Consider the following 24,518-nt stretch of genomic DNA (forward strand, 5'->3'; position numbering starts at 1 on the left):
CTACACCGAGGGTGGACTGATGCTTTTTCGGGGAATGCTTGTCGAACTACCGGGGCGCAGTGGGATCGGTAAGCTTGTGTCTGAATCAGGCGGACACTGCATCGTCTCCGTCTTTCGATCCATCACCCGGTCCGAGCGGCTTACCGTCCCGCTCGTTCAGCTCAAGCGCGGCTTTCTCAGTCGTCAGACCCGAGTCTACGTCCGGACGAACGAGGCCTTCCGCTTGGGTAGGGTGACGCGGTACTTCCGACGCGACGACGGACTGATCGACTACGAAGTCCGGTTTCCCAACGGAAGCATCGCGGACCTCTCGGAAGTCGAGCTCCATGTGCGCCCTTGGAACGCGCCGGACGATCCTGCTGAAGTTCTCGCTGCCGGCGGCGCGGAAAGCCAATTCCTCCACGACAGACGCCATGCCGCTGTCGAGGTGCTGACGAAGCTGCGCGGAGCCTCGCAAGGTCTCTCGGCGCTGTCGTCCGCCAGCGTGGAATTTGTCCCGCACCAGATCGCAGCGGTGCGCCGCATCCTGACCGACCCGATCCAGCGCTATCTCCTGGCTGATGAGGTCGGACTCGGCAAGACTATCGAGGCCGGCCTGGTGGTCAGGCAACGCCTCATCGACGAGCCTTCGACGAAGGTAACGATCGTCGTCCCCTCCCGGCTGTTGGAACAATGGCGGTCGGAGCTGTCGAACAAAATGCGGCTCGACCAGTTCGAAGGGGCGATCGAACTGCTCGCGCACGAGGACCTGTCTTCCGTCCAGCCGTCGCCCGAAGTTCTAGTCGTTGACGAGGCCCATCATTTGGTTGGTGTGAAGGAGGGACCGCTCGCGGCGAGCGCGGCACGCCTTGAGGCGCTTTCGCCCGAATGCGAGGTGCTGCTGCTTCTGTCGGCGACGCCGGCGCTCGGCGACCCGGCACGCTTCCTGGCTCTGCTGAACTTACTGGATCCCGTCAGTCATCCCATCGACGATCTGGCCGGATTCGAGACCAAGCTCGCGAAACGTCGCGAATTCGGTCGGCTTCTGCTAGGACTGGATCCGGCGAGTCCAGCAATGGTGATCAGGCAGCGGGCTTCGGAGGCGCAACGACTATTCCCCGATGATTCCGTCGTGGCGGATCTTGCGCCGCGATTGATCGAAGCCACCCGTACGCACGAGCGGCTTTCGGCCGAGTTGTGCGAGCAACTGAGAGGGCACATAGCGGAAAGCTATCGGATCCACCAGCGACTGATCAGATCTCGTCGAGCCGACGCGAAAGGCTGGGAGTTCATGCCTCGCGGCCCGCAGTCGGAAGATTCGTCGGATCTGTCGCACGTGCGCGTGGAAGCGGATCCCGACGATCGGATCTCCGAACTCCAGGCTTCGATCGAGGAATGGCGGCTTACGGCTCTCGATGCCGTCGACCCGTCCGATCGCGTTCGGATCGCCGAGCTTGCGATGCGCTATCGGAACATGATCGAAGCTCTCGGTGTGGATCTCGTCTGGTTCCGGAACACGATCGCCGCACTCGATCCGATGTTCGAGGGAGAGAGAGAAATTCTTGACGCGGCCCTATCCATCGCCGAGCGAGACGACGACGAGACGGCGCGGATGTCGATCTCGGTGGAGAGTACCAGACGACTCATCAAGACGCTCTCGTCGACGACCTCGCATCCCAAGATCGTCGCATTTTCATCCTCGACCAAGGCGGCCGTCCGTTTCCACCGACTGCTGGCCGAACGCTCCGACGAAGTGGATTGCCTGCTGTCGGCCCGCTCGGCATCCGCCGTTGATCAGGTTTCGCGCTTCCAGGCTTCGCGACGGGCGGCGGTGCTCGTTCTGGATCGCGGCGGCGAAGAGGGGCTGAACCTGAATTTCGCTGATGCCATCGTCCATCTGGATCTTCCGTTTTCCGCGGCAAGGATGGAGCAGCGTATCGGCCGATTGGATCGATTCGGACGCCGCCATTCCTTGATCAGGCACCGCATCCTAGTCCCGTCCGACGACGACGGCAGTCCCTGGTCGGAATGGCAGGACGTTCTGGCGGACGGACTCCGAATCTTCCATCGATCCATCAGCGACGTCCAGTTCCTGCTCGAAGAAATTGAGCGCGACGTCCTCGTCTCGCTGTTCTCGAACGGGCCCGCCGGATCGTCCGATCTCGCCAGGACGGTCCGCGCCCGGATCGAGGACGAACGGCGATCACAAGACGAGCAGTTCGCGTTGGATCGGTTGGCGCTCGCGGAGCAGCCGATAGAAGAGTTCATCGAAGCGCTGGAAGAGGCCGAAGAAAGGGAGAAGGTTCTCGAGGACGGTATGCAGGCCTGGCTGCTCGGCGTGCTGCAGATGTCGAGGCGCCCACACGCGCGTCCCAATCCCGATCCCTTCGACCTGGCGGCGGACACTCAGACCCTCGTTCCTCAGACGCCGTGGCTCGCCGCGTTCGGACTCGATCGTCCGAAAGCCATGACCTGGCGAAGGCGCATCGCTTCCTCGCGTCCCGACATCACGCTCCTTCGTCCGGGAACGCCCATCATGGACGCCGTCGACCGCTATACCAGGTGGGACGACCGAGGAACCGCATTCGCGACGTGGCGGATCGATCCGGATTGGGACGAGGACCCATGGCTCGGCTTCAAGGTCACTCTCGCCGTCGAACCGGCCATCGAAATGGCGGACCTTTCGAATCCAACGGCCTCGGAGCGAGCGCTCTTCCGAAGAGCGCAGCGCTACCTCACGCCCTTCACCGCCACGCTCTTTCTGGACAGCGGCGCGTCGCTCGTGACCGACCGCAGGGCCATCGAGATCATGTCCCCACGCTACGATTCCGAAGCGGGCGACATCAATCTCGGGAGCAGGCCCGCACTCCTCGCCACCGTGATCGACGCCGCTTCGTTCGAGCATTGCTGTCGCGCCGTCCGGGATGCCGCCTATTCCACAGTGAGCGGCGATCCGGATTTCATCCGCAAGATCGATGCGGCCGGCGAAGCCGCGACCGCCGAACTCAGGCGGCGAAGAGCCGCCTACCATCGGCGATCCGCCGATGGAGATATCTCGGCGATCGCGGATCTCGACGCGGCCGAACTCGTCGTTACGAGCGTGAAGGCGCCGGCGATGCGCGTCGACGCTATCGGTTGTTTCGTTGTCTCCCGCGATCGGCCGAGGGAGGCGCGAAATGGCCGCACTTGAAGGGCACGCCGCCTTCGCGGCGCTCGAAGCTCTGCTCGCGGGCGAGATGCGTGCCGGTTGGTCGGCGAAATCGCAGTCCATCGAAAGGTTGCGCATCGCGCTCACCGAGGAGCCGCAGACCGCAAGTCCGCTGGACCTCGCGGTTCTGTTGAGGCAGGCGCTCGTTCACGAGTTTGCCCGTCGGGAGCATGCGATTTCGCCGACAGTCGTTCTCAGGCATCTGCGGCTTGTCGGATTCGATCGGTGGCAGCGGGTCGGAATCGACGCACGCGCCGACGCCAATGGGGTCTTCGTTCGCGCAGTTCCTTGGTCGCCGGCATGGTTGGAGACGAGTGGACTGGAGGGAGTAGACGGCCGTGCCTCCTCGGAGAGCCGCTGTCGCTTCTTCGATGGCGAACCGGTCGACGGTGATCCGTTGCTCAACTCCGTCGGAAGAGAAGCCTACAGGAGTCTCGGTCAACGTGCTGCCGTCCGCAGCGCGCTATCCACGCCGCCCGGCGGCACGATCGTCGTGGCGCTTCCCACCGGGGAAGGAAAGAGCCTCGTTTTCCAACTCGCGCACACGGTCGGATTCGTCGGCTCCAGGCCGGTCGAAGGGAAGAGTGTCACGCTGGTGATAGTGCCTACGGTCGCTCTTGGCGTGAATCACGAGATCGAGGCCGTCGAGATCTGCAACCTAGTGCCGCCTCTGGCGTATCAGGGGGGCGACGACGCGCGCAACGCTCAGATCGCCCAGCGGATCGCCGACGGAACGCAAGGTCTGTGTTTCGCGTCGCCCGAAGCGGCATGCGGAGCACTCAGATCGTCGCTCAAGAAGGCGGCCGAAGGTGGTTACCTCCGTGCCATGGTGATCGACGAAGCGCACCTCGTCGACCAGTGGGGTACCGGCTTCCGTACCGAGTTCCAGGAGTTGAGCGGTGTGCGGCGCGAACTTATGTCCGTGATGGCAGCCGAACACAGGATGCGGACGATACTGTTATCCGCGACGCTGACCGAAAGTTCGCTCGAGACGCTCAAACTGTTCTTCGGAGGCGACGAGAATTTCGTCAGCTTCGCCGCAGTCCAACTCCGCCCGGAGCCTGACTACTGGATCGCCCGGAGAACAGAGGTTGAGGAACGCGTGGAGCGGGTGCTCGAAGCGATGCACCACGTACCGCGTCCGGCCGTCCTCTACGTCACGGAAGTGAAGGATGCGGACGCCTGGTACGCCCGCTTGCGGGAAGCGGGTTTCGGACGGATCGCGAAGCTGCATGGACAGACGCGGCGGGACGATCGCGAAAGGATCGTGGATCAGTGGCGGAAAGGCGCCTTGGATATCGTCGTCGGAACGTCAGCATTTGGTCTCGGCATCGACTATGCCCACGCACGAACCGTTGTCCACGCCTGCGTCCCCGAAACTCTCGATCGCTTCTACCAGGAGGTAGGGAGGGGCGGTCGGGACGGCTGTGCCTCACTCTCGTTGATCATTCCTGCACACAGCGATCTGCTCAGCGCACAGCATATCAATCGGGAGAGCATCATAGGAATTCCCCGTGGTCTGGAACGCTGGACTTCGATGTTCGAGAACAAGGTGGCTTTGCCGGGCGGGCGATACGCTGTTCGGGTCGACGGACGGCCTGGCACCAGCCCGGAAGACATCGACATGTTCGGCGATCGAAACACCGACTGGAATCTGCGAACGCTCGCGCTGATGTCCCGCGCTCGCATCCTGAACATGAGAGGAAGTCCCGCTCATCGTCCGGCAGACGAAGGAGACTGGCTCGAGGTCCAAATCCTCGAGGAAGGACATCTAGAGAGGGCGATCTGGGACGAGTTAGTGCAGCCGGTCCGGGCGGCCAGCATGGAGGCCAAGGACAGGAACCTCCGGTTGATGGAGGTCTTCCTTTCCGGCGACGATTGTCCCGCAACGGTCCTTGCGAAGCTTTATGGAGAAGACAGGATAGGGATCGAGTGTAGCCGATGCCCGAACTGTCGGCGCGATCCGGATCTTCGTCATCGTACGATTCGTGTCGGCGAACCGCGGTCGCCGTGGCACTCGGCTCCGATGCATCCAGATCTCGTTCGCCTTCTGGGCGGAGACGGCAGATTGCTCGTAACCTACGATCCGGACGCCGTAGGAAGAAAGGTTAACCGGCATCTGGCGGATTCGATTGAAAAGCTTTCCGCGATCGGTCTCGTCAAACTCCTGGTGCTGGGATCCTCGCTCTTCGATCTGGACCGCGTTCTAAAGTTTGCGGAGAGGACACCGTTCTTCGTAACTCGCCTCGAGAGTCTGGTGTACTCGAGACTCCCCCGGGGACCTGAAATAGTACTCGTCGCCCCCGGATCGCGCCTGCACGAAGTGAACTTGATCGCGAACCGGGATTTCCCACGTATCTTCGTTGCCCCGGAACGACAGACGTCGTTCGACGGTCGCCGTCTAGCCGACGTCTTCGGCGGACGGGTCGTGGGGCTCGACTACTTCAGCGCAAAGGTAGCCGAATGAGCATCATCACGACTGCACCCGCCGTTCCTAATAGAGTTCTCGCGCTCTACGCTTCCCTGCTCGCCAGTCCGACGGGCGACCGGAAGCAGCGTTTCGAGAGCCTGGCGACTCCGCCTAGCATTCATGGCCGCGGGGCAAGCGAAGAGGGCGAAGGAACAACGACGCTCTTCAGTTCGACTATCCGTGAGGCGAAGCTGCTGGGCATCTTCGAAGAGGACGAAGAGCGGATAAAAGTGAGCGAGGAGGCGCGAAGCAAGGGTACGAAGCGCGATCCAGAGGCTCGCCTGAAGTCACATCTGATCAGAGTCCTGTTCGATCCGGAGCGCGCCGAGGAAGCCAAGCAACGTGGATTCATGACGGCGCTCGCTTGGTTCTTGAGACAAAATCCACTCGTGCCGATGGAGTTCGGTGCTCCCCCTCAGTCGGAGATCGCGAAGGATCTGGGCGAACATGCGCATCGGACCGAATTGACGAACCTCAACACTTGGCAAAACTTCGTCTACTGGGCGCGCTTTTTGGGTTTCGCCACGATGACCGGCAGCAAGGAGTCGAAGTGGGTCGTTCCGGACCCGATGCACGCAATACGGGACGTCCTAACTGACGTGTTTGGGGAAGACGAAGAACTGCCTATCGATGCGATGATGGCCGGATTGGCGCGCATCTATCCGGTCTTCGAAGGTGGCGACGTCCGGCGCGAGGTGGAGGATTGGTCGAGCGCAGTCCCGGAGTCGCCGAGCGAAAGGCGCCTCTCCGTCGCGACAAGCCTCGCTCTGCAGAGGCTGCATACGAAGGGTCGGATATCGCTCATCGCTCGCGCCGACGCCTCTTCGGCCATCATGCCTCTCGGAACTTCCGAGCGGAGGGTCAGCCACGTTCGCCTAGGGGCGGCAAAATGAAAAATGTCGTCTGCTGGGATCCTTCCGAGGTCCGCCGCATCATCAATCCGTTCGCCGAGCACATGCCGGATTCGCTCTTCCGCGCGGTGCATACGGATTGGACTCTGAAGGTGAGCCCGCCGGTCGGGACTTCATTTCAGGAACTCGTCGCGTCGCCGGCCTACGCGGACATGACGCCGCCCGCGTTTCTCGACGAATTCCTCCGGCACGACCGGCCACACATCCTCGCCGTCGTGCTGGGAGAAACCGGTTCCGGCAAGTCGCATCTGATCCACTGGATGCGCCTCAACATGAAGGACGACGAAGGACGCATGGTGCTGGTCGTCCGCAAGTCCGGCACGAGTCTCAGGGCGATCGTCGAGATGATCATAGATCGTCTTCCCCAGGACGAGCAGCAGGGGTTCCGGGACACCTTGAACCGCGCCGGCGACGGAACGGCGACGCCGGACGGACAGAAGCAACAATTGCTGAACGACATCGCCCACACCATCCGGGAAGATGTCGTTTCGGAGAAGGACGGCAACGCTGAATTTGAGGATGCGCTCATCAGGCACCTGCCGGACATCTTCCAAGATCCTTATATGAGGCAAGCTCATTTCCTGAAGCAGGATGGTATCGTCGCGGAGATCGTCGATCACATTTTCGCTCCGTCCACCGCCAGCAATCGTCCCGACAAGCGGCACGCGTTCAAGATCGAAGATATGCCTTTCGGAGGCATGGACTTCGTCAATGCATCGAAGAATGCAAGGGACGCGCTGAAGGTGATCGATCTCGACTCGGGCGTCACCCACCCGATGGCTCTCCGCATCATCAACCGCAATTTGGCAAAGGCGACGTCGCGAACGTTGAGTTTCTCGGGAGACCGGGTCGAGGAACTTATGGGTCGCCTTCGCACGCATCTGAAGAAACAGGGCCGCGAACTCGTGCTCTTGGTCGAGGAATTCGCACGGCTACAGGGCATCGATCGCGCTCTTCTGCAGGCGATCACGAACCAGGGAGACGGAAGCTACTGCAGGATGCGATCTGCGATCGCGGTGACCACGGGTTTTTTCGAGAGCGTCGCGGAAACCGCCTACATGCGGACGACGCACATCATTGACATGGACCGTTCGACGTCGAGAAAGCGGGACGATGAAGGATCGCAGTCGGATGCCTTGAGCGAATTCGCGGCGCGATACCTCAACGCCGTACGGCTCGGCACGAAGAAGATCGTGGACTGGAGCGCCGCCGCCGCGCCTGGCGACAGTCCACCGAGCAGGTGCTCGACCTGCGCCTACCGGCCCGAATGCCATCCGGTGTTCGGCGAGGTCGAGGGATACGGGCTCTACCCGTTCACGCGGACGGCCTTGCAGAATGCCTCTGGTCAGGTCCATCGATCCAAGCCCGAAACAATGAATCCCCGCATTCTGCAGAACGAGGTCCTTGCGGAAGTGCTGGACGTAAACGAGACGGCCATCAGGACCGGACATTTTCCGTCGATGCAATTCGTCGAAAAGCTCGGCATGGAGGAGCTCAAGGTCAACGATCGCGGCCGGCTCAAGAACATCGGAGCCGAGTTTGCCGACCGAGTGATCCCGTCTCTTGAATTCTACGACGGATCGGGCCGGCTCGTGGATCTTCCGGCTGGTCTCCGGAAGATATTCGACATCCCGCAAATACCCGACGGACTTGCGATCAAGGATCCGCCTCCCGCATTGCCGTCGTCTGGCGAGCCTGCATCGCCCAAGATCGATCTCGAGGAAGCGGCCATCAACGAATGGCTGCGCGGCGGAAGTCTGGATCAGAGAGTGGCGCAGACGCTCCGCGAAGCGATCTTCTCTGCGGTTTCCGAGACGATAGATTGGGACATGCTCGGGCTCGAGCGAAGCACCTTCCTCGGGAATTCAAGGCATTTTCAGCGCATAAGCGTCAATTTCGACCGCGCGACCACGGGCGCAACATCGTCAAGATCCGGTGCCGTCCGCGTGAGGCTTATGGTCCCGGGCAGCATCGATCCTGACAAGGCGGGTCTCGCGCTCATAGGACTCGTGCGCGCAGGCAGGCAGCAGTTCAAATGGGACTTCGATCAAGGGCCGGAAATGCTTGCAGCCTTCCTGGACTGCCAGGAAGATTGGTCACGCGACGTCGAAAGGCAACTGCGAGACATCACGGGTCCCCGGGACAACTGGGATGCTCCGCGCGCGGCGCTCGAGCTACTTTGCCTGGGTGCCGCCGTCGGGGGAAAGATCAAACCCGACTCCTCAACGAGTGAGATCCTCGACGCTGCGCTTGGACAATGGCCCGATAGCCCCTGCGAGGCGCCGGAACTGCGATCGTTGCACGATCGGCTTTTGAGCAAACGCGACAAGCTCGTCGATATCGTCCGTGCGCAGATTTCACTCATGAAAGGAGGTCGGGTTGGCCCGATGATTGACCCGCGCACCGCCGCATCGGCCGTCCGCACACTGCGCGTCCAGAAATGGTTGCCTTTGCAGGATCCGCCGGCCGACGAGAGGGGCGACTACGCGGAGTTGAGCAAGCTCTACTCGGTCGTCAAGTCGTCGATCGAGGCGGCGGTGCTCGCCGAACGCACCTACGTTTAACCTGGCTCAAGGAGATGGACGAGGCGTTCGGCGGATCGCAGACAAGAGCGAGCATCTTGACGGCGGTGCGTGCCCTGAAGGACGTCGCGAGCGACAACGGTCTAGCGGGCGGCGGAAATGCGGGCGCGTTCTCCAACGCCATAGATAACTTCGCCGGCGTCCAGTTCGAGGACGCGATCGCAGCCGCCCGCTCGTTGGCCGAGGTCGACGGTACCGAATGCCTACCTCATCTCGGACGCGGAAGACGTGCGGCCGTGACCGCGGGCCGAGACCTCAAAAGAACGGCGGAAGCTTTCCTGCAAAGCGTCGAGACGAATCTCCAATCCTTCGTCGCGCAGTTCCGCGCGGAAAACGACAAGGTCGAGGATAGCATTTCGTCTGCCGAGGCGTCACTGATCGCCATAGCAACCAGTCTTTCCGACCTCACTCCGCCTGATGAGGAGCCTGTCCGTGCTGCTTGAGCGAACCACCAAACTCGTCGCGGACGTAGGTCAGTTCGCGAAGATGAAACGCTCCGCTGGCGAAGCCAAGGCGTTGCAGACACGGGCCGAGCAGCTCTCGCCGGTCGCGGAGAAACTTGCCGAATCGGCCGAGACTCTGGCGAAGATCCGCAAGGCTGGAATCATCGTCTCATTCATGCCCAAGGAGCGTGACGAACTCGGAAAGCGCACGGCCGATCTTCTGACTGCGCTGCGCGCCGATCCGAACAATCTCGTGAATCCCGCCATCGATCTCAAGTATCAATTCATCGATCGTCTCTTGAGCGTCGCGACGGCGGCGCAAAGCGTTTCTCTCGCCGCGTGGCGACGTCACGTCGCCGAAAACAGCGAGCATGCTCCGGAAGAAATACTGTCCGCTCTCGCCGCGATTCCCGATTATCAGTCGACCGTGGCCAGGATCCGGTCATTACAGAAGCGCGTTTCGCATTTGGCGGAAACCGTGCCTGCGGATCCCGCGAACGTGACAGAAGAGATCAAGCGGATCGCTGCGGAACACCGGGAAATCTGGGAGATGTTGACTGAGGGAGGCATTCCCGACGACGTGACCGCCTTCCTGCGCGCCTGCGGGCTCGACGGGGCCACTCTCGGATCGTTCACGCCGAGCGTCGCAGCTTGGCTCGGCGAGCGGGGTCTCATCCACCTCTTCCGCATCAAGTTGCGATAGGTCGACTTCATGCCAGTTTCCGATGCCGCACAACGCCTTCTCGACGAGATCGAAAAGATCGAGATGATGTCTCTCGAATGGGGCTTCGCGGATGGATCCCTATCGGAGGACGAGGTTCTCGACCTGGCCGAGCGATCCTGCGCAGGCGCGAACGCCGAGGACGTCCTCGAAGAACTGCTCGACGCGAAGCTGATCTTCGAATTCAGGGCGGCCGGCGCGAACGAGCGATATCGTTCGAGGTTCGCCGAGATGACGCGGCTGTTGGCTTCCTTGAGGCAACTGTTCGACCGGAAGCCGTGGCAGAGCGCACCTAGACTGGTGGCAGATTTCAGGATCGACCGTCGGCCGAGACGCTTTCCCATTCGCGATCGCGATCCGGAGGACATTCTTGCGGGAAATGCTTCGACGCTCGGGCGCTCGCAAACCAGGCGCGAAGTCTGGCGGGCACTCACGTCGGCGAAACCCGGCCTCTTGCTGGCCTCGTTCCAGGAGCGGTCGGCGGCACGACTGGTCGCCGACCCCTCCGACGGTGGGACTATCATCACGGCCGGCACTGGCAGCGGCAAAACGCTCGCGTTTTATCTTCCCGCGCTCGTGCGCGTCGGCGAGGCCATAGGACCCGACTACTGGGTCAAAGTCCTTGCAGTCTATCCGCGCATCGAACTTCTGAAGGATCAGTTCGGGGAGGCCTATCGGATAGCCCGCTCCCTCGACGGTCTGCTCGAAGCGAAGAACGTAAGGCCGGTCCGACTGGGCGCCTTCTTCGGGGCGACGCCGCAGCGCCCGGATATTCGCAGTGTCGAGGAGAGGGAGTGGACGCGCAGAGGTTCGGACTTCGTGTGTCCTTGGCTTCGATGCCCGGCATGCGAAGGCGAACTCCTTTGGAAATCGAGGGACATCGAGGCGTCTCGGGAGGAGTTGCATTGCGCGAACGCCGGATGTTCGGGTCAAGTCCCGTCGACCCGAATTGCGCTGACACGCGAGAGCATCCAGAGACGCCCGCCGGATATATTGTTCACGACCACCGAGATCCTGAATCAACGTATGTCCGATCATTGGACTAGGTCGGTCTTCGGCATCGGCGTCCCGCCTGCAAAGAAGCCTTTCCTGGCTTTACTCGACGAAGTCCACACGTACGAAGGCACGAGCGGAGCACAGGTCGCATTGACGCTGCGTCGATGGCGTCACCTGCTCGGCGCCCCCGTCATGTGGGCAGGCCTCTCGGCGACCTTGTCGGAAGCGCCGCGTTTCTTCGCGGATCTAACGGGCGCGAACGCCGATGATGTTGTCGAAATAACGCCGTCATCCGACGAGATGGAAGAGCAGGGAGCAGAGTATCAATTGATGCTTCGCGGGGATCCGGCCTCGCGCGCATCGCTTCTGTCGACCACGATCCAGACCTCGATGCTGGTCGGCCGTACGCTCGATCCGCCCCAGCGTCCCGTGTCGCAGGGGCTTTTCGGAGCGCGCACGTTCCTCTTCACAGACGATCTGGACGTGACGAACAGGTTGTTCGACGACATCCGAGATTCGGAAGCTTACGATATCTGGGGCCGACCAACTCCCAACAGGTTGCCGTTAGCCAACCTGCGCGCCGGGGGCGCCGACGCGGCGCTGCGCGACTTTGAGGGTCAACGCTGGCGGATGTGCGAAGAAATCGGACATCAGTTGGATCGACGTCTCGTGGTCGGTCGGACGACCTCGCAGGACGCGGGAGTAGACACTCGTTCCAATGTCATCGTCGCGACGTCGACCCTCGAAGTGGGCTACAACGATCCCGACGTCGGCGCCGTCATCCAGCATAAGGCGCCGCGGGCGATGGCGTCGTTCCTCCAGCGCAAAGGTCGCGCGGGACGCCGGGTCTCGATGCGACCGATCACCATAACGGTGCTGTCGGACTATGGCCGCGACCGCGCGCTGTATCAGGCGTACGAACACCTGTTCGACCCCTCACTCGAAGTCCAGCATCTGCCGATCGGCAACCACTACGTCCTCAAGATGCAGGCCGTGTATTGCCTCATGGACTGGTTGGCCTCCAAGACCGCCGGGCCACAAAGGGCCTGGATCTGGGATCTCCTCAGCCGGCCCCTGCAGACGGCAAATGCGTCGACCGCGCAGGTTTTGGACGACGTGCGCGATCTTCTGATCGACCTCTCCCAGGCGAAACCCGGCACGGTCGCGGACCTTCGATCCTTCATCGGAGGAGCGTTGAAGCTCGACGAAGCAGCGCTGGATGATGTGCTCTGGCGCGCGCCCCGATCGCTGCTTCTCGAAGCGATACCCACAATCGTGCGCAGGCTCTTCAGGGATTGGAAGCTCGCCTTTCCCGAAGGCACGGAGCGGCGCGACTTCCAGACCGACTATCATCCGTTGCCAGATTTCATTCCTCGCAACCTATTCAGTGACCTCAGCCTTCCCGAAGTCCGTATCTCTCTTCCCGCAGCGTCCGCTCGTCTGGACGAGAGAACGGAGACCATGCCGATCCTGCAGGCTCTGAAGCAACTTGCACCCGGCAGGGTCACCCGCAGGTTCGCGTTCGAACGAGCCGGCCTGTCCCATTGGGTACCGGTCGACCCCACGCTCCCGGGCCAGGAGATGCTCGTCTCGGATTTCGCCGAAGAACACGAGTATATCGGCTCCTTTAAGGCCAACTGCAACGACCTTACGGCGGAAGAAGAAGTGCGCGTCTACCGGCCATGGTCCGTGCGGATGCAGGCGACGCCGAAGAACATCATGCCGACGAGCAACGCTCAACTCGTCTGGCAGAGTGAACTGTCGACAAACGGAGATCCCCTCGTCGTCCCCGTGCCATCGCGATCCGCGTGGTTGACCTACGTCAGGACGGTCTCGTTCCACCTACATCGATTCCGATCGAGCATCACGGTGCGCCGCTTCGCGTCTCTGTCGCACGCTAACATCCGCACCCGCGACGACGAATTCCAGATCGTTACGCGCTTCCGCGACGAACGAGGCCCGGCGGCTCTCGGATACGAACTCGAAGTCGACGGATTTTTCATGGAGTTGTCGCTGCCGAGCATCGACGAACTCCTACGGACGACGTTGCCGGGTCTCCTCGCCGCGAACACATGGCTGGCGTTTCTTAGGGACTCGTTCCGAGCCGACGCCCTTCTCCCGCACGATCTCAACGAATTCCAGCGCGATTGGCTCTTCCAGATCCTGCTTTCTGCGCTCTGTGCGGAATCCGCGGTAACCGGTCGAAGCCTGTCCGAAACCGCCGTCGACCTTCTGGCCGAGGATCGGCTTCAGGCGCTCATGCACGATGCGATGTCGGAGTTGTTCGGTGCCGCGCCGCCGCAAGCCGATCCCTCCGACGATGCGACTGACCAAGACGACCCCGACGACGATGCGGCAGAAGACGATGGGACGGGGCGCGCTGCGGGACACGGAAGCAGCCGGCTACAACGCGGTCTCTCGGACCAACTCGCTCGCCGCGAAGTCCGCGACCGTCTGCGCGCTTTGGCGGCGCGATTCGACGATAGGTCGGACGACGGCTACGGCAGGTGGCTGAGGGACACGATCGCGCATACGCTTGCTGAGGCGCTCTTGCAGGCCTGCATGGCTTCGGCTCCTCGGCACGCGGCGGTCGACGATTTGCTAGTAGACGTCCAGGAAGACAAAGACACGGGAACCTGGAGGATCTGGGTTACCGAGTCCACGCTCGGTGGTGCCGGCGTGGTCCAGGCCTTTGCTGATCGCTTCTCGGCCGAACCGCGGATCTTCTTCAACGCGCTCGAAGCGTCCCTCGCGGCCACGGATCTCGAACTCGTCGACGACGGCTTGAGAAGGGTGATCGCGCTCGCTGGTCGGGACAGGGACGTAATCGAGCGACTCGCACGACTGCGCGCGGCCGAAGGGCATCGGGAATTCGAAAGACAGTGGCGCGATTTTTCGGGAACTCTCGTCCGTCGCGGCATGACCGATCTCGGTCATGCGCTGACCGTGTCGTTGACGAGTCGACTGCTGAGAGCGGGCGGAGGTCCGGCGCTCGATGAACTCCTTGCGCGGCTGCTCGAACACTGGGACAGGACGGAGGCGCGAACGGGTATCGCCCTCGGGCTTCGCGAATTCAGCTACGTTTGTGCGAAGGACCCGGCGATCGCGGCCGAAGTCAAGGCGTTCCTCGCGCGCCTGCCCGGTCAAGGGGCCGCGCGCGTGTCAATCATCGCCGCGGTTACGAACTTGCTATGGCCGCGAGCAGGGGAGGTTCGCTTGCGCTCGCTCCGGTCGTACAATCCCTACAAAGGCACGAAGACCACCGACCCCGCGCTCGTGCGGTCGCTGCTGATGTCGGTCGCGGTGACGGAAGTCGATCTCGCGGAAGACGACTGGAATGCCGGGCTAGAGGACGCGCTCGAAAGATTCGGCACGGTGAAGCTCGTGGCCGACAGCTCGCGGAGCGCGGACTTTAGGGCGGCGCTCGTCATGCTTCTGGTGTCGCCGGTGGACGTAGGCTTCTTGCAGTTCTTCCCCGCCGTGGACCGCGTCGAACGTCTCGAGGGTAAGGTGTCGGCGACCCTCGTGCTTCGGGAGCAGGTATAATGGCTTCATCCTCCCGGGACTTGCACGGGCCGGCACAATCGCGCGCAGTGCGCGATCTTCTGCAGGGCCTGTTCGCCGCCGAACTCGTCCACCCGAGCGCCAAGCTCTGGCTATTCTTCGCTTGGATCACCGACATCGAACTGCTGGACAATTCGGCGCGACAATTCTCGGCGCTTGAACCCGACTGGCCCGCCGCGCAGATAAGACTTTCGAAAGTGCTCGAAGCGTTGCTCGTCCGGAACGTGGAGTTGAGACTGATCATCCGCGAACACGGGTACAACAATTACTTCATCGCCAAACTGAAGGATCTGAAGAGCCGGCACGGCGACAAGATAAAGTGGATCGTGCAGAAGGACTATCACGCCAAGGGACTGCTCGGATCCGATTATTTCCTGAGCGGATCGATGAATCTCACGGTGAGCGGAATCACCGTGAACGGCGAGCATCTGGTGCTCCGATGCGACCCGGCCACGGTCGCCGAGCAATCGCTGCAACTCGAGAGCCAATGGGAAGGCCTGGTGCGATGATCTGCGACACCACTCAGCGGTCCGCCGCAGTATTGTCGAAGATCGCGAACCTCGCCGGCGCGGTTCGGGAGGATTGGCGGCAGCTTTTCGACAGGCTCACGGCCTCCGCTACCGATCCGGGCTTTCCGGGCGGCCTGGTTCCGATCGCGACGCCGGCCGGCGGAGTCCGCGTGTATGCTTTGGCGAGCGACGATCGGCAATGGCGGCAACTCCGGCCGCTTCTGCTTTGCTTCGCCGGTCCCACGCTCACCTCTTTCAATGGTCTGCCGGCGACGCTTTCCGGAACGGATGCGATCGAGAAGGTTCTCGCGGAAGCCGATCCGAGCACCGTCGGCATCCTGGATCTGCCGTCTGACGACACGATCCGTGCCCAAGGTTTGAGGGCTCTGGTTCGGCTCGTCACCGTATGGTCGCGTGCACCCGCGATGGACGGCAAGCCCTCCGAGCCGACCAGTTGGCTGCTCGCGGACTTCCAGGACCAAATCAACGTCGGACGACGGGAAGCGGCATGGTCCGTCGTCAGGCGACTCGAAGACGAGTTGCGACTGGATGCGCTCAACATCCGCTTCCTGGAAGTCCAATTGTTCGCTGCTTTCGAAGACTGGCAGGCAATCGTCGCGATGCGTGGTCTGAAGGATCTCTGCAACGCACGTCGACCTCCGTCCGTCACGAATGCCATCATGGAGGCGCTCTATCGGGTGAAGCTCGCAAGCGCGTTCGATGCGGAGGATCTCGACACGCTCCTGAGCGCCTACGAACGAGAATGCCGACCGATGGCACAATCGTTGATCGTGCTCCCTCCCCGGGCCGTAATCGGCGACGCGGCCCTGCGCATCTCCGCGATCGAGGCGATCATTGACGGCGACCGGAGCGACATCTCGAAGCGTCTGCGATCGCGCTCGGAGGCGATCGGCTGGCTCGCGGCGCATCTGGGATCCGCGGAAGGGGAAGTCCCGTCGCCGGTCCCGTCGCCGAACGCACTTGACGACGCCCGGATCGCGCTGGCGAAAACCGACGGCCTTTCTCCTCTGGAGCAGATCAATGCGTTGTGGACCACGCTGAGAGCTCTTCCCCCCGACCAATTGGATGCGCTCCGGGGCGCGGAGCCGTTCAAGTCCGTCCTCCGGGAATTGGCTCCCCAAGGCGTGCCGTCCGCGCTGCCGGCCAACTGGATCGAATGGCTAGAGCGTGTCCACGAACCCGGCTTCGGAGAAGCTCTCGCGATCGCGCGCCGTGGAAAGGACGAATGGAGCATCGGCGACGCTGAAGCCGATCCGGCGAACGTCGCCAGATTGCGAGCGGCCCTCGCGAAAGTGGAAGAAGGCACGATCGCGGGCGACCGCGCGATAGACGCGCTGCCGCTGATGGTGGCATGGCTCCAACGCGACCCGGACTTTCCCCGGGCGTCCTTCCAGCCTATCTATTCGATGCTTTTGACGATGTTCGCCATCGGCAGCCGCCGCGGCAGGCCCATCTACGAGTCCACCGGACTTCTCACCAAGGCGCTGCTGTCCGTCGGCCTGGCGACGGACGTATACAAGGATCTCCTAGGTGACGTGTCCGAACTGATGGGATCCGGCCTTGGTGCCGAATCGGTCTATTGGCTACTCGACATCGTCGAGGAGACGCTACGCTTTCCCGCTCCGGACGCCGAAGCGCGCTTGTCCTTCTGGCATTCGGGGCTGGCGAGGATCGAGCCCCTGCGAAGTAGGTTAAACGCGTTGCAGCGGGCCTCCTTGGCTGAATTGGCCGGTGCCCTCGGTTGGTCGACTGAAACCGTAGATGCGATCGTCTCGACGACTTCCCCGGACAGCGCGCGCGTCGTTCCCTCCGGTCTGCGGATCGCCATTTATACGCTGACCGAAGCCGTGAGCAGACAAGCAAAGGTGGTACTGGAAAAGACGTTGCCGTCGGCCGTGGTCGACTGCTCGGCCGATCATGGTGGCAGCAGAGAGCTGAAGGCGATGGCGGAGAACGCCGACATCTTTGTAATCGTGGCGCTCTCGGCAAAGCACGCCGCCACGGATTTCATACGATCTCACCGAGGCAAACGTCCTTTGTTGTACGCCCAGGGACACGGCTTCACGAGCATCCTGCGTTGCATCGACGAATTTCTATCGAAGACGTAGGCAGCTATTGTACCACACAAGCTGACGTATGGATTTTGACGCCGGCCACTACTTGGATTTCGTTCTTGAGACGGCACGGATCGATTCTACGCCTTGTAGGCACGACGACCGTCAATCCTTTTCCACGGGTTGAATCGCCTGCAGTCGTTCAGTCTGGAATCCTAGCGATCGCAACAACCGAAGACTGCCTTCGCTGCTTGAGAACTTCAATTCTTTTTCGGGGGGCATGTCGTTTGCGAGACAATACGCGATCCGAAGAATCGCCTTTGCGGGCAACAGTCGTTCCTTGTACCTAATGACCAAGCCTCGTACTTTCGGTTTGGACTCTCCCGAATTCAAATAAACTTCGCAAGCTTCGCTCACGTGAACAGACGTTACGGACTTCCAATTTAGTCCCATAGCTCTACTCAATCGGCTGTATGTCTATTGTACTTGTTTGGGTTTGGCTTTGAATAAGTTCGCCCTTTGCCCCCTTGCCGGCCAAGGTTGCCCCCTTTCTACATCACTTAAGCGCTTGAACAACTATCGAAAATCTCCTCGCATATGGGTCAACCTTGGACCCCGAAAGGGCAACGTTCGAAGCCGAAAGACAATGTTGCAGGTCGATTGACAAGGAACAGTCCACTCCCGAGGTCGTCCGAGAGAGTTCTTTCGGAATTCCATGTGGGCCATCAAGCGACGGCCGGCGACCGAGCGCGCTCTGCCTTGAATTTCGTGTGGCCGTTTTCGCGGAGCTGGCACGCCGGACAAGTGCCGCAACCACGTCCCCATTCGTTCTTCGTCGAAGTGTCCCCTTGGTAGCAGGTCAATGTCCTATCGCGTATCAAGTCGGTCAGCGTTTGGCCGCCCAGCTTTTCCGCGAGGCTCCAGGTCTGCGCCTTGTCGATCCACATCAGCGGCGTTTCGAGGACGAAGCGGCTTTCCATGCCGAGGTTGAGAGCGACTTGTAGCGCCTTGACCGTGTCGTCGCGGCAATCGGGGTATCCCGAGTAGTCGGTCTCGCACACCCCGGTCACGATGTGTTTGAGGCCGCGCCGGTAAGCGACGGCCGCGGCCAGCGTGAGAAACATGATGTTGCGGCCGGGCACGAAGGTGTTCGGCAGTCCCGATGCCTCGGCGACGATCTCGACGTCGCGCGTCAGCGCGGTCTCGCTGATCTCTCCGAGAACGGAAAGGTCCAGCACTCGGTCGGGTCCCAGCTTCGCTGCCCAGGCAGGAAACGCCGCTTCTAGGCCTTGGCGGAAGTCGCGCCTGGCGTCCAGTTCGGCGCGATGACGTTGGCGGTAGTCGAAGCCGATCGTTTCGACGTGGTCAAAGCGGTTGAGAGCCCACGCAAGGCAGGTCGCTGAATCCTGTCCTCCGGAAAAAAGCACCAATGCTGTGTTGTCTGGCATCAAGCGGCCTCCCGCTCGAACACGCTGCAGGCGCCGGCGTCGCTGTCGCGGCGGACCGTGACGCGCCAAAGATTCGGACATTCGGGTTTTACCTTGCGCCATATCCAGGCCGCTAGGTTCTCCATGGTCGCGGGGCCGAGGTCGTTGATCTCGTCGAGGAAACGGTGATCCAGCCCATCCCGTGCTTCCTCGAGACTTCGCTCGAAAAGCCCGAGATCCATTAGCATTCCCGTTGAAGGGTCCGGCTGCCCGCGCAGAACTACTTCGGCGCGATAGGAATGTCCATGTATCCGCAGGCTTGGCTCTACGTCGACCTTGCGGCTTAGAGTGTGCGCGGCGTCGAAACGGAATTCCTTGCTGAGTTCGTAGATCATCTGATGCTCATGTATTTGTGCGTCTGTAGCGAGAGCTTCCATTTCGGACGCCGGAGGCAGTAGGCGATCGCGTCCGCCATGTTCGAATCTCGGTCGGCATTGTCCATGGGTTGCAGCAGGAAATGTTCGAAGGCGAGGTCTTCGAAAGATGCAGGATCGACGTTCTTCTGCGGAAAGACGAGTTTGAGTTCGTTGCCGGACTGCTGAGCGAGATTCGTCGTGCCCTTCGGACTCACGGTGATCCAATCGATGGGCAACTCGACCGAAAGAGTGCCGTTGGTCTCGATCGCGATCTCGAAATCGGCGTCGTGCAGAGCGGACACGAGTCGGTCGTCGACCTGGAGAAGGGGCTCTCCGCCCGTAAGGACCACGAAGCGTTTACCTCCGAGGCCAGCCCACATGCTCTGGACCGCACTGGCCAGCGCCGCAGCACCATCGAAGCGACCGCCGCCCAGGCCGTCTGTCCCAACGAAGTCCGTGTCGCAGAAGTTGCATGCGGCGGTCGCGCGATCGGCTTCGCGTCCGCTCCACAGGTTGCAGCCCGCGAACCGGCAGAAGACCGCTGGCCGTCCCGCATGGCGTCCCTCGCCCTGGAGAGAATAGAACATCTCCTTGACGGCGTACCTCACGTCGTCACGCCGCCCTGACCGAACCCGCGAGGCGCCGCTTCAGCACCTGCGTGAGATACAGGGTAAGTTGCCGCACGTCAGCCGGCACGTTCTGCAAACCGTTCCATCTGCGGCGCTCGCTGCCGAAGTCCCATTCGCCCGAACTCCACGCGGTCTTGCCCTTCAGCAGCTTCAGACCGCGGGCGAATTCGTCGCGCGATTCGGCACCCGTTGCGCCGTTCAGGTAGTCCATCACGTAGCCCAGCGCGATGATGCCCGTACCGTGAACCAGGCGCGAAGTCTTGGGCGTCTTGCCGATCCAGTCGTCCGCGAAAACGTGCTGCACGGCATGGTAGAATTCGCTCATCATAGAGACGCCATGCTTCAGCAGCATCTGGTCTTCGCTGGCGTAAAGCCGTAGCGCGCCGTCACTCAGAGAATTCATGATCACGCGTTGAAGGACAGTGTCCCGGATCGCCCCCTTTGGATTGGTTTGCTGTTTGATCATGCCTTTGAGCGACGAGCCGGCTCGGTAGTTCAGCGCTTCCGCCACGAGAGCGGCCTGCGAACGGCCGGACATGCGCGGTGGCAGATCGCCGACCTTCGGAAGAAGTTCGTAGACCAGCGCCTTCGGCAGGGGCCGGGTGTTGTTGACGAGTATGAACTGCTTCTGGAGCTCCTCTTCCGTTTCGCAAAGGAAGCCGGACACCAGAACTTCGAAGTCGCGGCCGCGGAGCTCGGAGAGTGCGGTGAAGCGCTGCTGGCCGTCGACAATCCAGCCGGGCGGACCGTCGGCGGTGTCAACAACCAGTTCGCGGCGCCGGTCGCCAGAGGATCCGCCTTTAAGCTTCGCGTTTCGCATGAACGCGACGACGATCGGATTGGGAAGAATGGCGCTCGGCTTCTCGAGATAGTCTCGGATCTCGCGGATGTGGCCCGCGATCTGGGGACGCTGGAAGCCTTGCAGAGCGCCACCTTCGTCCCGGCCCGCGCGCTCGATGCGCGCGATCTTAGATATTTCGTCGGCTCGCGCCACGAAGGTGAAGACTTTGAAGCTCGGGCTCTGGATCGGCGCGAGGGCATCGAAGTGGAGATATCTCGGTTTGCTCATGCGAGTTCCTCGCGGAATTGGTTCAGATGGGTGTGGAATACGTGGAGGTTGTGGATACCGCGGCGCTTGTTGCGGTTCGAAGTTCGGAAAATAACGGCCTCGACGCCTGCTTCGCGGCAGACGCGGCAGCCGCAACTCTCCCACGGCCGATCGGAAAGCGTGCGCGAATAGACTTCGCGCTGCCGCAGGGCGGCGTGAGACCGTGTCGTCATCGATGGATCCGCGTCCCAGTTGAGGGCCACCCAATAGTCCATCACTGCGTCGAGACATTCCTCGAGACCAGCTTTGTGTGCCGCGTAGCCGCGCACGCCTTCTAGCGCTGCGCTTTCGAGACGCCTCGCCAATTCCTGATTGAGACTGCCTTCACGGGCTTTCCGCTTGAGCTTGTTGTTCTCGATCGCCTGCGGGATGCGTATCGCAGTGTAGTAGGAAAGCTGGCCGGAAGAGTTGCGGACCCAGTAGTTCTTCTTCGCATCCTTGAACGCGCGCAGCAGCGGCGACGTCGTGTCGAAGCTGTTCACTTTGTTCCGCTCGAGTACCGCGAGGTCCTCGATCTTGCCGAAACCGAGCAGATGGAGATGTATGCGTGAAGGGATCGCGCTCCTCAAGGTGCAAAGGACCCGCTGGATCTGCTCGATCTTGAGGGGCACGGTGCCTCCGATCGCCAGATAGCGATACCCCATCTTGACGAGGTTTAGCGCGGCGTCGGCCATGCTCTCCGCCGACCAGCCTTGGATAACGCCCATCGGGGTAAAGCCTTTGCCGATCTTCTTGGATACCCTGAGAAATTCAACCGCGTTCTGCTGCGTGATCTCGAAGCGGCGTCGCACGTCCTCCGACACGTCACGAAAGCGGCGGACGAGACCGACTTCGTCGAAATCAAAGATCACGTGGTCCGGAGAACAGCCGTGAGTGAAACCAGCGTCAGCGTAGAACTCGGCAGTGTCGTCCGCGTGGTAGGGCGGCTCAGGGAGATTTCGGTAGTTGAAGGCTCCGCAATCGCCTACCAGCATGCTGTCGGGAAACTTAGCGAGCGGATACCGCAGGAACTTCCTCGCCCCCTCCCGCCGGAAGCGCATCATTTGAGCTTCCGAATATTTTCCTGGGAACGCTGCGTCGCCCACGATCGCGCGTGAGACAAGAATTCCGTCGTACGGAGCGCTCTCTAGGAACTCGTGCGGGTATTGGTCGTCACGATGTATCAGGCGGCCCAGAACATTGCGGTCGGCAAGGAAATCGTACAGGGGATCGATGGTATCGATGCTATCGGCAAACACGAAGCGCATCACGCCACCTTCGAGAATGCGTAAGCGTGATCGAGGCGGACCAAATATCCCGCTAGCATGCGGATATCCTTGCTAACGTTCTGGATCTCGTTCCAGTCGCGTTGAAGCTCGTTCCAGCGACCCGAGGTCCAGCGGCACTGCGGAGCAAGCCGCGCGAGCGCCTCGGCGGCATGCCGACGCAGATCCGCGCCGGGCGCGGCGCGGGACATCACACGGTCCATCAATACGCTCATGGCGGCGATACCCGCAGAATGCATTAATCGGCTCTCGGTTGGCGGCCGACCCCAAGCATTAGGGAACACGTCTCGCACGGCGCACCAAAAGCCAACGAGGAGACGGAACATAGCATCGACGTCCGCCGGAATATCGCCGGACGCCTTATAGGGCGCCAGGGCGCCAAGCGCCCCGTTGATGCTATTGCGGATCGCTTTCACCAGAGTGGTATCGGTTACCACGGCTTCGGACGAGTCCTCGGATATCCGCTTGATGAGACCTTTGAACGGGGAGTTCTGCGAGGTTTGCAGCAGATGCACTAGTTCGCTCGGAATCTTTCGTGCCGACAGGTCGCGCGGAAATACGACGTCCAGTTCCGGCAGCAGTTCGTTGATCAGCCGAGGATCGAGCGGTCTCGCCTTGTTCACCAGAATGAACTGTTCGCGATGTACCGACAGTTCTTCCGAGACGAACGCTACGACAGGTACTGGGAAGGCTTTGTTCTGCGCCTGGGATAGCGCAATGGAGCGCTGCTGACCGTCAACGATCCAGGCGCATTTGGTGCCATCTCGCGGCATCGGAATTCGCAGCGTACCTGACTCGCAAATCCGGATGTCGCCCTCTGGACGCTCTCCACGGGATTGGATGAAGCGTGCCGACGGCGCTATGGCGAGAATGATTGCATTGGGAAAGAGGACCGGGCCTTGATCCAGAAAATTCGTGATGGCTTGCACGTGGCTTCTAATCCCCTTGCGCTGAAAGCCGTGCAACGAACCGTCACTGTCTCGATGGACGCGGCTGATCTCCGCGATCCTGAGGAGGTCTGCGCCCGCCATGAAGAAGGCATACACTGGCTTCTCCGCCTGCCGCGTCCTGACCGCTCGTACCGCGAGTACTGGATCGTCGGTCTTCTTCGGGCGGGTCATGACGCCCCCCTCTTTCCGGCGGCGATGCGGTAGAGTCGCCCGAACCGGGACTGCTCGCAGGCGATCCCGTCCTCGTGCCGGAGAGTGGCTAGCATCCGCGCGGCACCGGACTGCATCCGCAACCGCCTCTCGATGACTGCGAGAATCTCTTCGTCCGTCAGTCGCGGACGCTGGACTTGGCGCGGCAACTTCAGACTCTTGAGTGCGGATCTCACGGCTGCAAAGTCGTCCTCGCGCCCCTTGCTCCGTCTTACCGCTACCGACCTGGCGAAATGGAGCATGGCTCTTTGGGCGAAGTCCGTACGAGTGCCGGGAAAGATTGCGTTGAGGCGCTCATCATAGGGGGCGATGGCCACGTGCAACGTCGTCGGCAATGCGACCTCAAGCGAAGCGCCAAAAATCCTGAGCCTTTCGAGCATTTTCGGCGGCGCGCCGGCGAGACTGGCCCCCACCATCTCCGCGTAGGGGCGCGAAAGCGCCATGAGAATGCGGCCCGACGTCCGGCCGGCGACGTCGCTCCATTCATCGGAATAGACGCACGTCAAAAGGCTCGAGAACCATTCGGCGGGATCGAAGTCTCCGAGGATCTTCCGAGAAACTGACTGTTCGTGCCGCGCCGAAATCGTCAATCCGTACGCGGGAATCGACAGAGAGGCGGGCACGATGCCGAGGCCGGCCGAAAGAATGTAGAGACGGGCGGCGGAGAGATTAGCCGTTTCTTTTGCCAGCCCAAATGCTCGACCCGCGTAGAAGGTGTTTGCTGGCCTGCACTCCGGGAGTCCTTCGACCTTGGCGATCCACTGCGCAGCCACGGCCTGCTGATTTCCGCGTGATAGGGAAGATGGCGTCGCCGCACGGGTCGGCTTCGCTGACTTGCGATGGGAGCAGGTCGTGATCACAACGTCATTAGGTATTATGATGCCTTCGCTTTGCGGGCGACGTTTTGCTCTCATCGGCATGAATAACTGCGCCCCACTAAGTCCCCGAATGCGCCGGTTTCAACTGAAAGACGAAACCGGCGGACTCTTGCGGCACAAGATAACAGCGTCGAATGGCCGCGCGAATCGCAACATATTGTCTTCACGGCGACTTAG

Annotated in this window: 16 protein-coding genes; 9 read left to right on the top strand and 7 right to left on the bottom strand. The window is 61.5% G+C overall.

What is annotated here, in order from left to right:
• Window positions 1–76 precede the first annotated feature (76 nt).
• Genes dpdE through dpdD form a run of 9 tightly spaced genes read left to right on the top strand, consistent with a single transcriptional unit; the run spans window position 77 to window position 17,512 of the window.
• Complete coding sequence (dpdE, locus tag N2604_RS02995) at window positions 77–3,169, top strand: protein DpdE (RefSeq protein WP_260373717.1); 3,093 nt, start codon at window positions 77–79, stop codon at window positions 3,167–3,169.
• A complete protein-coding gene (dpdF, locus tag N2604_RS03000; protein ID WP_260373718.1) occupies window positions 3,156–5,654 on the top strand; it encodes a protein DpdF in 2,499 nt (832 codons plus the stop codon). Before dpdE ends, dpdF begins: the two co-directional genes overlap by 14 nt.
• Window positions 5,651–6,550 carry a protein DpdG gene (gene dpdG / locus N2604_RS03005; protein WP_260373719.1) on the top strand — a complete coding sequence of 300 codons (900 nt, stop codon included), beginning with the start codon at window positions 5,651–5,653 and terminating at the stop codon, window positions 6,548–6,550. The genes dpdF and dpdG overlap by 4 nt, the downstream gene beginning before the upstream one ends.
• The gene (dpdH, locus tag N2604_RS03010) at window positions 6,547–9,132 is read left to right on the top strand and encodes a protein DpdH (protein ID WP_260373720.1); all 2,586 of its coding nucleotides are present in this window, start codon (window positions 6,547–6,549) and stop codon (window positions 9,130–9,132) included. Before dpdG ends, dpdH begins: the two co-directional genes overlap by 4 nt.
• Before the next feature lie 14 nt (window positions 9,133–9,146).
• On the top strand, window positions 9,147–9,593 hold the full coding sequence (locus N2604_RS03015; RefSeq protein WP_260373721.1) for a hypothetical protein: 447 nt from the start codon (window positions 9,147–9,149) through the stop codon (window positions 9,591–9,593).
• Complete coding sequence (locus N2604_RS03020; RefSeq protein ID WP_260373722.1) at window positions 9,583–10,296, top strand: hypothetical protein; 714 nt, start codon at window positions 9,583–9,585, stop codon at window positions 10,294–10,296. Before N2604_RS03015 ends, N2604_RS03020 begins: the two co-directional genes overlap by 11 nt.
• A gap of 9 nt (window positions 10,297–10,305) precedes the next feature.
• Entirely contained in the window at window positions 10,306–14,856 is a 4,551-nt protein-coding gene (dpdJ, locus tag N2604_RS03025; protein ID WP_260373723.1) for a protein DpdJ, read from the top strand.
• On the top strand, window positions 14,856–15,383 hold the full coding sequence (dpdK, locus tag N2604_RS03030; RefSeq protein WP_260373724.1) for a phospholipase D-like domain-containing protein DpdK: 528 nt from the start codon (window positions 14,856–14,858) through the stop codon (window positions 15,381–15,383). Before dpdJ ends, dpdK begins: the two co-directional genes overlap by 1 nt.
• Window positions 15,380–17,512, top strand: coding sequence for a protein DpdD (gene dpdD / locus N2604_RS03035; RefSeq protein WP_260373725.1), 2,133 nt, complete (start codon window positions 15,380–15,382; stop codon window positions 17,510–17,512). The genes dpdK and dpdD overlap by 4 nt, the downstream gene beginning before the upstream one ends.
• Window positions 17,513–18,183: 671 nt before the next feature.
• Here dpdD and queC read toward each other — a convergent pair.
• The 7 genes from queC to N2604_RS03070 all read right to left on the bottom strand — a co-directional run bounded on the left by queC (window position 18,184) and on the right by N2604_RS03070 (window position 24,383).
• The gene (queC, locus tag N2604_RS03040) at window positions 18,184–18,906 is read right to left on the bottom strand and encodes a 7-cyano-7-deazaguanine synthase QueC (protein WP_260373726.1); all 723 of its coding nucleotides are present in this window, start codon (window positions 18,904–18,906) and stop codon (window positions 18,184–18,186) included.
• Window positions 18,906–19,280, bottom strand: coding sequence for a 6-carboxytetrahydropterin synthase (locus tag N2604_RS03045; RefSeq protein ID WP_311739826.1), 375 nt, complete (start codon window positions 19,278–19,280; stop codon window positions 18,906–18,908). The genes queC and N2604_RS03045 overlap by 1 nt, the downstream gene beginning before the upstream one ends.
• Window positions 19,277–19,909 carry a 7-carboxy-7-deazaguanine synthase gene (queE, locus tag N2604_RS03050; RefSeq protein WP_260373727.1) on the bottom strand — a complete coding sequence of 211 codons (633 nt, stop codon included), beginning with the start codon at window positions 19,907–19,909 and terminating at the stop codon, window positions 19,277–19,279. Before queE ends, N2604_RS03045 begins: the two co-directional genes overlap by 4 nt.
• Before the next feature lie 4 nt (window positions 19,910–19,913).
• Window positions 19,914–20,924, bottom strand: a complete 1,011-nt coding sequence (gene dbpB / locus N2604_RS03055; protein ID WP_260373728.1) for a DGQHR domain-containing protein DpdB — start codon at window positions 20,922–20,924, stop codon at window positions 19,914–19,916.
• A 71-nt stretch (window positions 20,925–20,995) separates the two neighbouring features.
• Window positions 20,996–22,285, bottom strand: coding sequence for a tRNA-guanine transglycosylase DpdA (gene dpdA / locus N2604_RS03060; protein WP_260373729.1), 1,290 nt, complete (start codon window positions 22,283–22,285; stop codon window positions 20,996–20,998).
• Window positions 22,285–23,424, bottom strand: coding sequence for a DGQHR domain-containing protein DpdB (dbpB, locus tag N2604_RS03065; RefSeq protein ID WP_260373730.1), 1,140 nt, complete (start codon window positions 23,422–23,424; stop codon window positions 22,285–22,287). Before dbpB (N2604_RS03065) ends, dpdA begins: the two co-directional genes overlap by 1 nt.
• Window positions 23,421–24,383: a hypothetical protein gene (locus N2604_RS03070; RefSeq protein ID WP_260373731.1), complete on the bottom strand. Its 963-nt coding sequence runs from the start codon at window positions 24,381–24,383 to the stop codon at window positions 23,421–23,423. The genes dbpB (N2604_RS03065) and N2604_RS03070 overlap by 4 nt, the downstream gene beginning before the upstream one ends.
• Window positions 24,384–24,518 lie beyond the last annotated feature (135 nt).

Origin of the sequence: Bradyrhizobium sp. CB1015, assembly GCF_025200925.1 — a bacterium.
Classification (GTDB): domain Bacteria; phylum Pseudomonadota; class Alphaproteobacteria; order Rhizobiales; family Xanthobacteraceae; genus Bradyrhizobium.